The sequence below is a fragment of the Streptomyces sp. UG1 genome (genome assembly GCF_049974585.1).
Classification (GTDB): Bacteria; Actinomycetota; Actinomycetes; order Streptomycetales; family Streptomycetaceae; genus Streptomyces.
On sequence record NZ_JBNGGG010000005.1, the window covers coordinates 42,667 to 56,883 of the forward strand.

Annotated in this window: 13 protein-coding genes and 1 pseudogene; 6 read left to right on the plus strand and 8 right to left on the minus strand. The window is 70.4% G+C overall.

The window, feature by feature from the left end:
* Positions 1 to 3 precede the first annotated feature (3 nt).
* The 3 genes from ACP4J3_RS07100 to ACP4J3_RS07110 all read right to left on the minus strand — a co-directional run bounded on the left by ACP4J3_RS07100 (position 4) and on the right by ACP4J3_RS07110 (position 2,562).
* Entirely contained in the window at positions 4 to 480 is a 477-nt protein-coding gene (locus ACP4J3_RS07100) for a VOC family protein (RefSeq protein WP_426531568.1), read from the minus strand.
* Positions 481 to 553: 73 nt separating this feature from the next.
* Positions 554 to 1,516, minus strand: coding sequence for an EamA family transporter RarD (gene rarD / locus ACP4J3_RS07105; protein ID WP_426531570.1), 963 nt, complete (start codon positions 1,514 to 1,516; stop codon positions 554 to 556).
* 191 nt (positions 1,517 to 1,707) lie between these two features.
* A complete protein-coding gene (locus tag ACP4J3_RS07110) occupies positions 1,708 to 2,562 on the minus strand; it encodes an SDR family oxidoreductase (protein WP_426531572.1) in 855 nt (284 codons plus the stop codon).
* 89 nt (positions 2,563 to 2,651) lie between these two features.
* On the opposite strand from ACP4J3_RS07110, the gene ACP4J3_RS07115 reads away from it, so the two are divergent.
* The 3 genes from ACP4J3_RS07115 (at position 2,652) to ACP4J3_RS07125 (ending at position 3,946) form a co-directional block, all read left to right on the plus strand.
* The gene (locus ACP4J3_RS07115; RefSeq protein ID WP_426531574.1) at positions 2,652 to 3,047 is read left to right on the plus strand and encodes a winged helix-turn-helix transcriptional regulator; all 396 of its coding nucleotides are present in this window, start codon (positions 2,652 to 2,654) and stop codon (positions 3,045 to 3,047) included.
* 95 nt (positions 3,048 to 3,142) lie between these two features.
* Complete coding sequence (locus ACP4J3_RS07120; RefSeq protein ID WP_426531576.1) at positions 3,143 to 3,658, plus strand: DUF6082 family protein; 516 nt, start codon at positions 3,143 to 3,145, stop codon at positions 3,656 to 3,658.
* Between the two features lie 15 nt (positions 3,659 to 3,673).
* Entirely contained in the window at positions 3,674 to 3,946 is a 273-nt protein-coding gene (locus ACP4J3_RS07125) for a hypothetical protein (RefSeq protein WP_426531578.1), read from the plus strand.
* A 108-nt stretch (positions 3,947 to 4,054) separates the two neighbouring features.
* Here ACP4J3_RS07125 and ACP4J3_RS07130 read toward each other — a convergent pair whose 3' ends face one another.
* From ACP4J3_RS07130 to ACP4J3_RS07150, 5 genes are all read right to left on the minus strand, one after another.
* Entirely contained in the window at positions 4,055 to 5,134 is a 1,080-nt protein-coding gene (locus tag ACP4J3_RS07130) for a 2-oxoacid:ferredoxin oxidoreductase subunit beta (protein ID WP_426531580.1), read from the minus strand.
* A complete protein-coding gene (locus tag ACP4J3_RS07135; RefSeq protein ID WP_426531582.1) occupies positions 5,127 to 7,055 on the minus strand; it encodes a 2-oxoacid:acceptor oxidoreductase subunit alpha in 1,929 nt (642 codons plus the stop codon). The genes ACP4J3_RS07130 and ACP4J3_RS07135 overlap by 8 nt, the downstream gene beginning before the upstream one ends.
* Before the next feature lie 274 nt (positions 7,056 to 7,329).
* Positions 7,330 to 8,028 carry a LuxR C-terminal-related transcriptional regulator gene (locus ACP4J3_RS07140; protein WP_426531584.1) on the minus strand — a complete coding sequence of 233 codons (699 nt, stop codon included), beginning with the start codon at positions 8,026 to 8,028 and terminating at the stop codon, positions 7,330 to 7,332.
* A 240-nt stretch (positions 8,029 to 8,268) separates the two neighbouring features.
* On the minus strand, positions 8,269 to 9,633 hold the full coding sequence (locus tag ACP4J3_RS07145) for a sensor histidine kinase (protein ID WP_426531586.1): 1,365 nt from the start codon (positions 9,631 to 9,633) through the stop codon (positions 8,269 to 8,271).
* A 159-nt stretch (positions 9,634 to 9,792) separates the two neighbouring features.
* Positions 9,793 to 11,022, minus strand: a complete 1,230-nt coding sequence (locus tag ACP4J3_RS07150) for a sensor histidine kinase (protein WP_426531588.1) — start codon at positions 11,020 to 11,022, stop codon at positions 9,793 to 9,795.
* A 368-nt stretch (positions 11,023 to 11,390) separates the two neighbouring features.
* On the opposite strand from ACP4J3_RS07150, the gene ACP4J3_RS07155 reads away from it, so the two are divergent.
* The 3 genes and pseudogenes from ACP4J3_RS07155 to ACP4J3_RS07165 all read left to right on the plus strand — a co-directional run.
* Positions 11,391 to 11,813 carry an NADH-quinone oxidoreductase subunit A gene (locus tag ACP4J3_RS07155; protein ID WP_426531590.1) on the plus strand — a complete coding sequence of 141 codons (423 nt, stop codon included), beginning with the start codon at positions 11,391 to 11,393 and terminating at the stop codon, positions 11,811 to 11,813.
* Entirely contained in the window at positions 11,804 to 12,496 is a 693-nt protein-coding gene (locus ACP4J3_RS07160; RefSeq protein ID WP_426531592.1) for an NADH-quinone oxidoreductase subunit B, read from the plus strand. The genes ACP4J3_RS07155 and ACP4J3_RS07160 overlap by 10 nt, the downstream gene beginning before the upstream one ends.
* Positions 12,493 to 13,653 (plus strand): annotated as a pseudogene (locus ACP4J3_RS07165) (NADH-quinone oxidoreductase subunit C); the annotation flags it as partial. The gene ACP4J3_RS07160 and the pseudogene ACP4J3_RS07165, both read left to right, overlap by 4 nt.
* Positions 13,654 to 14,217: the final 564 nt, after the last annotated feature.

Genomic DNA, 14,217 nt, shown 5'->3' on the forward strand with positions numbered 1-14,217 from the left:
CCGTCACTGCACGCAGAACTCGTTCCCTTCCGGGTCCGCCATCAGCACCCACTCCCCGGACGGCTCCTGGATTCGCCGCAGCACACTCGCCCCCAGCCCTTCGAGCCGCTCGACCTCTGCCTCACGCTCGCCGGCCGCCGCGTGCAGATCGAGGTGCAGCCGGTTCTTGACGGTCTTCTCCTCCGGCACGCGCTGGAACAGCAGCCGCCGCCCGAGCCCCGTGCCGGTCTCCTTGTCGTACGGGTCGTCCGGATGCCGTACGGCGACCAGGTCCCGGAAGGCGAGCCGGGCGTGGAACTCGACGGTGGCCTCCCGCGGCAGCGCGCCGAGTTCCAGGAGCCGCTCGATCAGGGCGTTGTTGTCCTCGGCCTCGTAGTGCAGCGCGGCGGCCCAGAAGTCGGCCTGGGACTGGGGGTTGGCGCAGTCGATGACGACCTTCCAGTGGAGGGGCGTCGGGGTGGTGCCGGGTTCCTGTGTCATGCGACCACTCATAGGGGGTGGGGGGAGGGGCCGCAACGAAGAATCGCCGGGTCGTCATATGGCAGCCCCCAGATCAGGCGTCCACCGCGTCCACTGCGGCAGAGGCCGGCTTCTCGACCCTCGGCACGCTCAACCGGGCCACCCTGCTCTGCCGAGCGGAGCGCCACGCATCCGCCGTCAGCAGCGACAACGCCAGCCACACCAACGCGAACCCGGCCCACCGCTCGGTCGGCATCGCCTCGTGGAAGTACAGGACCCCGAGCAGGAACTGGAAGACCGGCGCCAGGTACTGCAGCAGCCCCAGCGTCGACAGCGGCACCCGTATCGCGGCCGCGCCGAAGCAGACCAGCGGCAGGGCGGTGACGACTCCGGTGGCCGCGAGCAGCGCCACGTGCCCCGGTCCCTGCGAGGTGAACGTCGATTCCCCCTGTGCCGTCAGCCAGACCAGATACGCCACGGCGGGCAGGAACTGGATCGCGGTCTCCGCGGCCAGCGACTCGATGCCGCCGAGGTTGACCTTCTTCTTGACCAGCCCGTACGTGGCGAAGGAGAACGCGAGGACGAGAGAGATCCACGGCGGCTGGCCGTAGCCCACGGTCAGTACGACCACGGCCGCGAAGCCGATGCCGACCGCCGCCCACTGCACGGGCCGCAGCCGCTCCTTGAGGATCAGCACGCCCATCGCGATCGTGACGAGGGGGTTGATGAAGTACCCGAGCGAGGCCTCCACCACATGGCCCGTGTTCACGGACCAGATGTAGACGCCCCAGTTGACGGTGATCACGCCGGCGGCCACGGCGACCAGCGCCAGTCGCCGGGGCTGCCGTATCAGCTCACCCGCCCAGGCCCAGCGGCGCACGAAGACCAGCGCGACCGCCACGAAGACGAGGGACCAGGCCATCCGGTGGGCCAGGATCTCGACCGCCCCGGCGGGCTTCAGCAGGGGCCAGAAGAGGGGGACCAGCCCCCACATGCCGTACGCGGCGAAGCCGTTCAGCAGACCTATCCGCCGCTCACCCCTGGACTTCCCGGTCACGGCCCCTCCTCAGCACCCTCATGTGGCCGCGTCCCTACGTCGGCTCGCAAGAAGGTAACGCCGAATGCCCCCGCCTGTCATGCCCGTATCGGCATACGGTCATGACAGGCCGGGGGTGGCGGAAGTCCGAGGGCCTACGGGGTGCCTATGGGGCGCCTACGGGGCTCCTCGGGGCACCTACGGGGGGGGACTCAGCCCTTGAGCGCGGCCGCGATCGCGTCGGCGAGCGGCGTGGTCGGCCGTCCGGCCAGGCGGGACAGGTCCCCGCTGTCCACGACCAGTTCGCCCTTCGCCACGGAGGCGTCCACGCCGGCGATGATCGCGGCGAGCGGCTCCGGCAGCCCGGCGCCGGCCAGGATGCCGGTGAACGCCTCGACGGTGACGGGGTTCTCGGCGATCTCCTTGCCGGTCTGCCGGCTCAGCTCGGCCGCGTACTCGGCGAAGCTCCAGGCGACGTCGCCACCCAGCTCGTACGTCTTGTTCTCGTGGCCCTCGCCGGTCAGTACGGCGACCGCGGCGGCCGCGTAGTCGGCGCGGGAGGCGGAGGAGACGCGGCCCTCGCCGGCGGCGTGGGTGACCGCGTTGTACTGCAGGACCGGGGCGAGGTTCTCGGTGTAGTTCTCGTGGTACCAGCCGTTGCGCAGCAGCGTGTACGGCAGGCCGGACTCCAGGAGCGCCTTCTCGGTGCCGCGGTGGTCGTCGGCGAGGGCGGCGGTCAGGGTGCCGGGGGCGCTGGTGTAGGCGAGCAGGGCGACGCCGGCGGCCTTGGCGGCGTTGATGACGGCCTGGTGCTGGCCGACGCGGTCGTTGCCGACCTCGCTGCCGGATATGAGCAGCACCTTGTCGCCGGCCGCGAACAGTCCGTCGAAGGTCTCGGGGGCGCTGTAGTCGGCGACGGCGATCTTCACGCCGCGCTCGGTGAGGTCGGCGGCCTTCTCGGGGGTGCGGACGACGGCGGTCACCTGGTCGGCCGGGACCTTCTCCAGGAGCTGCTCCACGACGTGGCGGCCCAGGTTTCCGGTGGCTCCGGTGACGACGATGCTCATGATCAGAACTCCTTGTGGGGTGCGTTGGCACTAACCCTAGGATGTGCGCTTACTGAACGAAAGTACCCACTTTGAAGTAAGGTACTGGTATGGCAGTAAGTGAAGCGGTGAACAACAGGTACGACATCGGCGCCGGCGAGCAGATGTGTCCGCACCGGCTGGTCCTGGAGCATGTCACCAGCCGCTGGGGCGTCCTGGTTCTGATCGAGCTGCTGGAGCGCCCCTACCGCTTCAGCGAACTGCGCCGTGCGATCGGCCGGGTCAGCGAGAAGATGCTGACCCAGACCCTCCAGACCCTGGAGCGCGACGGCCTGGTCCACCGCGACGCCAAGCCGGTGATCCCCCCGAGGGTCGACTACTCCCTGACCGATCTGGGACGGGAGGCGGCGCAGCAGGTGCGGGGGCTGGCGCTGTGGACCGAGGAGCGGATGGGGGAGGTGCAGAAGGCGCGGGAGGTGTACGACGCGCGCAGGAGCACTTCCTGATCGGCAGGTTCGTCCTGGCGCCCTCTTCCCGCTTCGCGCGCCCGCTTGCACGCTGGGGTGGGAAGCGGAGTCTCTCAGCGGATCGGGGGCGGGGCATGACTGTGCCGAACCAGGAAGAGCGGATGGCGCCGTTACAGGAGCTGCTCGAACAGGCCGTTCGGCTGCTCGGGGGCGTGACGGAGGCGGTCGGCAGGCTGGCGGAGGAACTGCACCGGGCGAACCTGATCCAGTTGCAGGGCTTCCTTCTGGGGCGGCTGGACCGGGCGATCGACGATCCGTCCCTCGCCGACTCCCTGAGCACCTTCACGGATCTGTCCGACGAGAAGCGCCGCCAGATGCTGAACGCCAACGCGCAGTACGCGCTCATCCTGCTGGGCCATCGGGTCGGCGCCCTCGACCGCAGCGAACTCCTCGGTCATCTGAAGGTGCTGCGCCGCAATCCCGTCTTCGCGGAGTACTGGCAGCGCTCGGCGCACGGACGAGAGGACCTGCCCGCGGAATCCTTCGAGGCCCGCGTCGGCAGGGCCGTGGACGCCATCATGGACGAGCGCCTGGACGACCTGGACGAGTGGTGGGTCGTCGGCCCCGACTCCGGTTCGCCGTCCCACTGAGGAGGCTGGATCCCCATGGAGATTTCGTCCACTTCGGCGGGTACGTCGCCCCTTCGCATCGTGCGTCGTCTCGGTGACTCCCCACGGCTGCGGGGCAGCGCCTCAGGCGCGAACTGTCCCGACATCTTCGAGCTGAGCAACGGCGACTTCGCCGTCATCGGCACCGATGCCACCGCCGCCCTCGACCCCCACCTTCCCCCGGACGCGGCCCGCGCGGACCACGAGCGCATCGTCGTCATCACGCGCAACACCCTCATCCGCGCCAAGGGCGACATCCACGATGCATGACGAAGAACGAAGGGGGCTTGGGCGCCGCAGCGCGCCCAAGCCCCCTTCGTGTGTCGCTGGTCGGCCGGCCGACCGAGCCGGTACGGACCGACCGAGCAGGTACGCCGGTCAGCCGACGACGGTCCAGGTGTCGCCGCCCGCCAGCAGCGCCGCCAGGTCCCCCTTGCCGTTCTGCTCGATGGCGGTGTCGAGTTGGTCGGCCATCTGGGTGTCGTAGACGGGACGTTCGACGCTGCGGAAGACGCCGATGGGGGTGTGGTGCAGGGTGTCCGGGTCGGCCAGCCGGGACAGGGCGAAGGCCGTGGTCGGGGACGCGGAGCGGGCGTCGTGGGTCAGGATCCGCGCCTCGTTCTCCGGGGTGACCGTGACCACCGTCAGGTCACCGGTCTGCGCATCACGCACGACGCCGCGCGAGCCGTCCGCTCCGAAGCGGATCGGCTGTCCGTGTTCCAGGCGGATCACGGCCTCCTCGGCCTGCTGTTTGTCCTTGAGGGCCTCGAAGGCGCCGTCGTTGAAGATGTTGCAGTTCTGGTAGATCTCGATCAGTGCGGTGCCCTGGTGGGCGGCCGCCTCGCGCAGGACCTGGGTGAGGTGCTTGCGGTCGGAGTCGATGGTGCGTGCCACGAAGGAGGCTTCCGCGCCGATGGCGAGGGAGACCGGGTTGAAGGGCGCGTCCAGGGAGCCCATCGGCGTGGACTTGGTGATCTTGCCGACTTCGGAGGTCGGGGAGTACTGGCCCTTGGTCAGGCCGTAGATCCGGTTGTTGAACAGCAGGATCTTCAGGTTCACGTTGCGGCGCAGGGCGTGGATGAGGTGGTTGCCACCGATCGACAGTGCGTCCCCGTCGCCGGTGACCACCCACACACTCAGATCCCGGCGCGAGCTGGCCAGGCCGGTCGCGATCGCGGGGGCGCGGCCGTGGATGGAGTGCATGCCGTAGGTGTTCATGTAGTACGGGAAGCGGGAGGAGCAGCCGATGCCGGAGACGAAGACGATGTTCTCCCTGGCCAGTCCCAGCTCCGGCATGAAGCCCTGGACCGCGGCCAGGATCGCGTAGTCACCGCAGCCGGGGCACCAGCGCACCTCCTGATCGGACTTGAAGTCCTTCATGGACTGGCGGGCCTCGGCCTTGGGGACGAGCGAGAGCGCCTCGATCGTGCCCGTGCCTTCCGCGGACGTCTCAGGCATCGATGGCCTCCTTGAGAGCCTTGGCAAGCTGTTCCGCCTTGAACGGCATGCCGTTGACCTGGTTGTACGAGTGCGCGTCCACCAGGTACTTCGCCCGGATGAGGGTGGCGAGCTGGCCGAGGTTCATCTCGGGGATCACCACCTTGTCGTAGCCGCCGAGTACCACGCCCAGGTTGCCCGGGAACGGGTTCAGATGCCGCAGATGGGCCTGCGCGATCGACTCACCCGCCGCGCGCAGCCGACGCACCGCGGCCGTGATCGGCCCGTACGTCGACCCCCAGCCCAGCACCAGCGTCGCCGCCCCGTGCGGATCATCCACCTCGAGATCCGGCACCTCGATGCCGTCGATCTTGGCCTGGCGGGTGCGGACCATGAAGTCGTGGTTGGCCGGCGCGTAGGAGATGTTGCCCGTGCCGTCCTCCTTCTCGATCCCGCCGATGCGGTGCTCCAGACCCGGCGTGCCCGGAATCGCCCACGGCCGGGCGAGGGTCCGCGCATCGCGCTTGTACGGCCAGAACACCTCACTGCCGTCATCGAGGGTGTGGTTCGGTCCCTGGGCGAACTGCACGGTCAGGTCCGGCAGTTCCTCCAACTCCGGGATCCGCCACGGCTCCGAGCCGTTGGCCAGATACCCGTCCGACAGCAGCATCACCGGCGTGCGATACGTCAGCGCGATCCGCGCCGCCTCCAGCGCCGCGTCGAAGCAGTCGGCCGGGGTGCGCGGGGCGATCACCGGCACCGGCGCCTCCCCGTTGCGGCCGAACATCGCCTGCAGCAGATCCGCCTGCTCGGTCTTTGTCGGCAGACCCGTCGACGGCCCACCACGCTGGATGTCGATCACCAGCAGCGGCAGCTCCAAAGACACCGCCAGCCCGATGGTCTCCGACTTCAGGGCCACCCCAGGCCCGGACGTGGTGGTCACCGCCAGCGAGCCGCCGAAGGCCGCCCCCAGCGCCGCACCGATCCCGGCGATCTCGTCCTCGGCCTGGAAGGTCCGCACCCCGAAGTTCTTGTGCCGGCTCAGCTCATGCAGGATGTCCGAGGCCGGAGTGATCGGATACGAGCCCAGATACAGCGGCAGGTCCGCCTGCCGGGACGCCGCGATCAGCCCGTAGGACAGCGCGAGGTTCCCGGAGATGTTGCGGTAGGTGCCGGTCGGGAACGCCGTCGTCGCCGGTGCGACCTCGTAGGAGACCGCGAAGTCCTCGGTCGTCTCACCGAAGTTCCAGCCCGCCCTGAACGCCGCCAGGTTCGCCTTCATGATGTCGGGCTTCCTGGCGAACTTGGCCTTCAGGAACCGCTCCGTGCCCTCGGTCGGCCGGTGATACATCCACGACAGCAGCCCGAGCGCGAACATGTTCTTGCTCCGCTCGGCCTCCTTACGGGACAGGTCGAACTCCTTCAGCGCCTCCACCGTCAGCGTAGTCAGCGGCACCGGATGCAGGCTGTAGCCGTCCAGTGACCCGTCCTCCAGGGGCGAGGTGGCGTAGCCGACCTTCTGCATCGCCCGCTTGGTGAACTCGTCGGTGTTGACGATGATCTCCGCACCCCGCGGCAGATCGCCGATGTTCGCCTTCAGCGCGGCCGGGTTCATCGCCACCAGCACGTTCGGAGCGTCACCCGGAGTGAGGATGTCGTGATCGGCGAAGTGCAACTGGAAGGACGACACCCCCGGCAGAGTCCCGGCGGGAGCACGGATCTCGGCGGGGAAGTTCGGCAGCGTCGACAGGTCATTGCCGAAGGACGCCGTCTCCGACGTGAAACGGTCCCCGGTGAGCTGCATACCGTCACCCGAGTCCCCCGCGAATCGAATGATCACTCGGTCCAGCCGGCGGACGTCCTTTGTCCCTGCCGGTTTGCGCTGCTCTCCCACGACGGCTTCGTCGGCCTGCTCCGCTGGGCTACTGACCTGGCTGGTCACTGAACTGGACCTCCTTCGAGGCGGCTGTCTGGGCATGGCCTTCCCGCAAGCCTTCCCAGGATCAACCCTACGTCCGCAAAGGTCGCCCTCCCCGGGCCATTCGCATGACGGACATGGATTTGAGACGCTTCGCCACCCTGAGTTGTCATGATTGACACGCCCCCCGGCGCTCTTTGGAAGACGCTCCCTGTTCTTTGTTCGGTTGCCGTGCTCGCGTCCGCCCGGTGGCTGCCGCGGGAGCGCTCCCCCACTTCACTGACACGGTGCCGCTCCGTCAGGAGTTCAGGTAGGTCAGCACCGCGAGCACGCGCCGGTGGTCCCCGTCGCTCTGGGACAGCCCGAGCTTGAGGAAAATGTTGCTGACGTGCTTCTCCACGGCGCCGTCGCTCACCACGAGCTGCCGGGCGATGGCGGAGTTGGTCCGCCCCTCGGCCATCAGCCCCAGGACCTCCCGCTCCCGTGGCGTGAGCCCCGCGAGCACGTCCTGCTTACGGCTGCGGCCCAGCAACTGGGCGACGACCTCCGGGTCGAGGGCCGTACCCCCCTGGGCGACGCGCACCACCGCGTCCACGAATTCCCTGACCTCCGCCACGCGGTCCTTCAGCAGATAGCCGACCCCGTGGCTGGAACCGGCCAGCAGCTCCGTGGCGTACCGCTCCTCCACGTACTGCGACAGCACGAGTACCCCGAGCCCGGGATGTGACTTGCGCAGCAGCACGGCCGCCCGCACCCCCTCGTCGGTGTGCGTCGGCGGCATCCGTACGTCCGCGACCACCACGTCCGGCAGTTCGCCCTGTGCGTCCAGCTCCGTGATGGTCTTGACCAGCGCGTCGCCGTCCCCGACCCCCGCGACGACCTCATGCCCACGGTCGGTCAACAGCCGGGTCAGCCCCTCCCTGAGCAGCACCGAGTCCTCGGCGATGACCACCCGCACCCTGTCCTCCACGATCCTCGGCCCCCCGAGCCTTGGCATTCGGCCGAGCGTCCCCCGGCCCTGTCGTCCCTCGCGACCTCAGTATCTCGCGATCGGCTCTTCCGCACCGGGCCTGTGGATAACCTGCCGGACCCGGTTCGGATCGTGTGGGGACGAAGGGGTGACTTCAATTCGACAATTCGGCAATTCAGCAATTCGGCAGACGGAAATCCGGCTCCGAACCGTCCGGAGCCGGATGCCACCCACGGAGGGCCGAACGGCCCGCCCGGACTACACCGCCTACACGGCCCGCCAGGGCAGCTCCGCCGTCACCCGGGTCGGCCCTCCGACCGGCGAGTCCACCACCAGAATCCCGTCCACCGCGTCCAGCCGCCCGGCCAGCCCCGCGAGTCCCGAGCCGGCGGAGGTGTCCGCGCCGCCGATCCCGTTGTCCACGACCTGCAGCATCAGCCGGTTCTCCACCCGCCACACATCCACGGCCGCCCACGTGGCCCGCGAGTGCTTGCTGATGTTCTGCAGCAGCTCCGACACCGTGAAGTACGCGATCCCCTCGATCGCCGGCACCGGCCGCTCCTCCAGGTCGACCTGGACCTCCACCGGCACCGTGCACCGCGAGGCCACCGCAGACAGCGCCGCGTCCAGACCGCGGTCGGTCAGGACCGCCGGATGGATCCCGCGCGCCAGATCGCGCAGCTCCTGAAGCGCGGTCTTCACCTCGCCGTGCGCCTCGTCCACCATCCGCGCGGCGGCCTGCGGGTCCTCCGCCAGCTTCTCCTTCGCCAGGCCCAGATCCATGGCCAGGGCCACCAGCCGGGCCTGGGCGCCGTCGTGCAGGTCGCGCTCGATGCGCCGCAGGTCGGCGGCGGCCGTATCGACCACGACACCGCGGTCGGACTCCAGCTCCACCACGCGCGTGGCCAGCCGCGTCGGCCCGAGCAGGCCGTGCACCAGCAGCCGGTCCACCGTGGTCAGCGCCCGTACGATCCACGGCGTGGCCAGCGTGAACAGCAGGCCCACCAGCGCGGTCACCGTGATCTCGAAGGGGTTGTCGAGGTAGATGCTGTGGGTCTCGTCGCCGAAGACCTGAAGGCCGTCCTGACCGGCCCACAGCGGGAAGACCCAGAACCACAGCGGATACGTCAGCAGCGCCCAGCCGTACGCCCACACGTTCAGGGCGACGACGAAGGAGAACACCGCCCACGGGAAGTGCAGCACCGCGTACAGCAGGGCCCGCCACGAGGTGCCGCTCTTCAGCACGGCGCCCATCCACCCCATGAAGCCGCCCCGCCGTATCCGCAGCGGCTCCGGCTCGGCCACGTCCAGCTTCAGCAGCGCACGCGCGCGTGCCCGCTCCAGCACCCCGAAGCCCCGGCAGCCGGCCAGGGCGGCCGCCAGCACCGGGATGCCGAGGAACGTCACCAGCAGGCCGGCGCCCAGCGCCACCATCGTGATGGCGTACACGAACAGCATGAGGCTGATCGGGAAGCTCAGCAGCACATATACGAACTCGCGCCAGCTACGTGCCTCGAACGGCGCCCGCAGCCCGGCCGGCAGCCGGTGTCGTCGCGTGCCGCGCTGCTCGGGAAGGCCGCGCTCGGGGAAGTCGAGCCCCTGCCCGTAGCCCTGTCCGTAATCCGTGGCCATCGGCGTCGTCCGTTCTCCTCGTCCCATCAGCCCCGCCGGGGGCTGTGCCGTCGTATCTCCACCCTGCTGCAGCGCAGGTCCGGGGAACATGGAGGCCGTCGGCGTCTTGAACGGGGGGTTTTCCCCACCCCTGCCCGGGCTCTACTCCCGCTCGGTGCCCTACTCCCGCCCGGGCGTGCGATCCCGCCAGGGCAGCTCGGCCGTCACGGTCGTGGGGCCGCCATGCGGTGACTCGATGACGAACAGCCCGTCCACGGCGTCCAGCCGGTCGGCGAGCCCGCGCATGCCCGTACCGCCGTCCAGGCGCGCGCCTCCGCGGCCGTCGTCCCACACCTGGATGAGCAGCCGGTCGTCCGCCCGCCACACGTCCACCGACGCCGACCTCGCCCCACTGTGCTTGCTCACGTTCTGCAGCAGCTCGGAGACGGTGAAGTAGGCGATGCCCTCGATGGCCTGGACCGGCCTGGACACCAGGTCGACCGTCACCTTCACCGGCACCGTGCAGCGCGAGGCCACCGCCGACAGGGCGGCGTCCAGGCCCCGGTCCGTCAGTACGGCCGGATGGATGCCGCGCGCCAGATCGCGCAGCTCCTGAAGGGCGAGCTTCACCTCGCCGTGCGCCTCCTCGACCATCGAGGCGGCCGAGTCGGGGTCCTCCAGGAGCTTCTCCTTGGCCAGGCCCAGCCCCATGGCGAGGTTGACCAGCCGGGCCTGGGCGCCGTCGTGCAGGTCGCGCTCGATGCGCCGCAGATCGGCGGCCGCCGTATCCACGACGACCCCCCGGTCCGACTCCAGCTCGGCGATCCGGCGCTCCAGCTCGTCGGAGGGCGACAGCAGGCCGCGCACCATCGCCCGGTCCGCGTTCGCCAGCCCCCGCGCGATGAACGGCAGCACCGGCCACAGTACGAACAACGAGGTCAGCGTGATGACGAAGGTGAGGATGCCCCAAGGCAGCCGGATGAAGTCGTACAGGATCGTGCGCCAGCCGACCGGATCCTTCAGCGCCTGCCAGAGCTGCGGGAAGAAGCCGTCCCGGCCGCCGCGCAACGGCAGCGGACTCGGCTCGGCCACCTCCACGTCCAGCAACGCACGCGCGCGTGCCCGCTCCAGCTTGCCCAACTGCCGCGCGCCCACCAGGCCGGCCGCGAGCAGCGGGAGGCCGATCACCGTCAGCGTCAGCATCGCACCGGTGAACAGCACGACCGTGACGTAGGTGAAGCCGAGCAGACACAGCGGAAGGTTCGCCAGGAGGTGCGCGATCTCCTTCCAGGTGTGCCGGTCGAAGGCGAATCGGGCGGGCGGCAGCGGCGCTTGCCGGCCGTCGAGCAGCGCTTTCTCGCCGTAGGACCGCCGGGAGGCGTCCCGCGAAGGGCTGGGGCTTTCGGTCATATGGGCTAGCGTGCCGCGCGGTGCGCCGCCGCGCCATGGAGCGGGCCGCCGCGGCCTGCGGGGGAAAACCCCACCCCCGCGCCCGACCGGGTGACCGCGGCCGGCCGGCGTCGGCGTGTCCCTACAAGCATCTCGACGAGATCTCAACGCGTGACGGGCTGCTTACGGTGTCTTTAGCAGGGCCTAGACTCCCGTGCGTACAGATCGTCGAACAGCGGTGTTCGTCGTGGACAGCGGTGTTCGTCGAGAACAGCGGGTTCATCGAGAACAACGGTGTTCACGAGGTCACGCATCGCAGGACACTGGTCCCAGGGCCCAGGGACTGTTCCTGGGGCATCGGTCACGAGGTCAGGGAGCGAGGGGCGGACGTGTCGGAACAGACCGTCGTCGTCACGGCGGATGTGCACAACGTCGTCGTCTCGGCGGACTACTTCCAGTCCTACTCGGTCGTCGGACTGCTCGCCGTCATCGGCATGCTGTTCGTCGCCGTCGCCTTCGGGGCGGGCCGCCTGCTGCGCCCCGTGGTCCCCACGCCCGAGAAGCTCATGACGTACGAGTGCGGCGTCGACCCCGTCGGTGAGGGCTGGGCCCACACCCAGGTCCGCTACTACGTCTACGCCTTCCTGTACGTGATCTTCGCCATCGACTCGATCTTCCTGTTCCCCTGGGCGACGATCTTCGCCGCCCCCGGCTACGGCGCGACCACGCTCGTCGAGATGTTCGTCTTCCTCGGCTTCCTGGCCGTCGGCCTGCTCTACGCATACAAGAAGGGCGTTCTGGCATGGACGTGACGCCAGACACCGAGGGACAGCAGCCGGTTCTGCTGCCGGAGCCGAAGCGGCTGGGCGCGCTGGCCCGCCTCGCGCCCGAGCCGATGAAGGTGATCCTCAACTGGGGCCGCCGCTACTCCCTCTGGGTCTTCAACTTCGGCCTCGCCTGCTGCGCGATCGAGTTCATCGCCGCGTCGATGGCCCGCCACGACTTCATCCGCCTCGGCGTGATCCCCTTCGCGCCGGGCCCCCGCCAGGCCGACCTGATGGTGGTCTCGGGCACGGTGACGGACAAGATGGCCCCCGCCGTGAAGCGCCTGTACGAACAGATGCCCGAGCCGAAGTACGTCATCTCCTTCGGCGCCTGCTCCAACTGTGGCGGCCCCTACTGGGACTCCTACTCCGTCACCAAGGGCGTCGACCAGATCATCCCGGTCGACGTCTACGTCCCCGGCTGCCCACCACGCCCCGAGGCCCTGCTCCAGGGAATCCTGAAGCTCCAGGAGAAGATCGCCCGAGAGTCCCTGGGCGAGCGCTACGGAACGACCACGACACGACCGTCCACAGCGGCACTGCAGAGCGGGCTGGTCCGGGCGCCGGAGGTCGGCGGCAGCGGTCGGGCCGGTGATTCCGGTGATTCCGGTGGTGCCGGTACCGGTGGTGCCACTGGTACCGACCCTGGTGCGGGGGAGGCCGACCGATGACGACGATCGGCTGGCTGCCCGCCCCCGTCGAGGACCTCTTCGGCCCGGAGGCCACGGCCGAGGAGTCGTACGACGTCCTGACGGTCGACGTACCCCCGACATCCTGGATCGCGGCGCTGGAGGCCGCCCGTGACGAGCTGGGCTGCACCTACTTCGACTGGCTGAGCGCGGTCGACGAACCGGGCACGGGCTTCCGCATCGCGGCCCACGTCGCCGCCCTGTCACCGGTACGGCGGCTGCTGGTCCGTACGACCGTCCCGCACGAGGCACCGACGCTGCCCTCGGCGGTGGGCGTCTACGCGGGCGCGGCCTGGCACGAGCGCGAGACGCACGAGATGTTCGGCGTGCTGTTCGCCGACCACCCGGCCCTGAACCACCTGCTCCTCCCGGACAGCTTCGAGGGCCACCCCCTCCGCAAGGACTTCGTCCTCGCCGCGCGCGTGGCCAAGGCCTGGCCCGGCGCCAAGGAACCCGGCGAGTCCGAACACGGCGGCCCCAAGCGCCGCCAGATGCTCCCACCCGGCGTACCCGACCCGAACGAATGGGGCCCCCTGAAGGGCCAGCTCCCCCCGGCCCCGTCCCGCCCGACCCGAGGCACACCACGCCCCGCCGGCGAGCGCCCGACACGGGCAGCGGGAGAACGACCGGCACGGCGTACTCGTTCGACTGCGGAGGGTTCGGCGAGTCAGGCCGGGTCTGGGGCGGGTGGGTCTGCGGCGGCGGGTGGTGCGCCGCGTCGTGCTCGTTCGGCCGCTGAGGGTTCCGCGAGCCAGACCGGGGCTGCGTCGGGTGGTGCCCCGCGCCGCGCGCGCACGGCTGCCGAGGGCTCGGCCGGCCAAGCGGAGGCTTCGGCTGGTGGGGCTCCTGCGTCGGGTGCGGTACGGCGTGCCGGTACGGCGGCGGAAGGGCCGGTCGGTCAGCAGGGGGCGGCTTCCGGGGCGGAGGCCTCGGCAGCGGCCGGCGAGACCACCCCTGCCGCCGAGACCTCTCCTGCGGACACCGGCACATCGCCGGCCCCGTCCGGCAGGCCTGCCGGGCCACGCCGCGCGCGCAGTGCCAGCGAGGGCTCGGCCAGCCAGCGAGCGGGGGCCCCGGCCGACACGACCACCGGCGGTGAGGGCGAGGGGCCGGAGACATCCGTGCCCGGCACCCAGCCCACCCGCCGCGCGCGGAGCGCCGGCGAGGGCTCGGCCAGCCAGCGAGCGGGGGCCCCGGCCGACACGACCACCGGCGGTAAGGGCGAGGGGCCGGAGACATCCGTGCCCGGCACCCAGCCCACCCGCCGTGCGGGCAGCGCCGGCGAAGGCTCGGCGTCGCAACGCTCGGCACCGGGCACCACCCCGACCGGCCCCCGCCGATCGCGCAGCACCTCGGAGGGCTCGGCGAGCCAGAGGGCCGCTGCCGCTGCCGATGAGACCGCCGCCGATACGGCTGCCGCGGTGCCAGAGGCGCCGGGCAGTGCGGCGTCCGGGACGGCCCCATCCGGCACGGAGGCTTCCGACACGCAGGCGTCCGACACGGCTACGGCTCCAGCCCTCGACGCCCCGTCGGCTGACGCGGGCGACGGGGCCTCAACGCCCCCGACCCCTGCCGCCCCCTCGACCACCCCGAAGCCCTCCACGGCCCCCCGCAGCCCGGACGCCCCGTGGCACCACGCCCGCCCGGCCTTCGACGAGCCGGCACCGAAGCCACGAACCGAGCCGGAACCGGAGCGCCGTGCT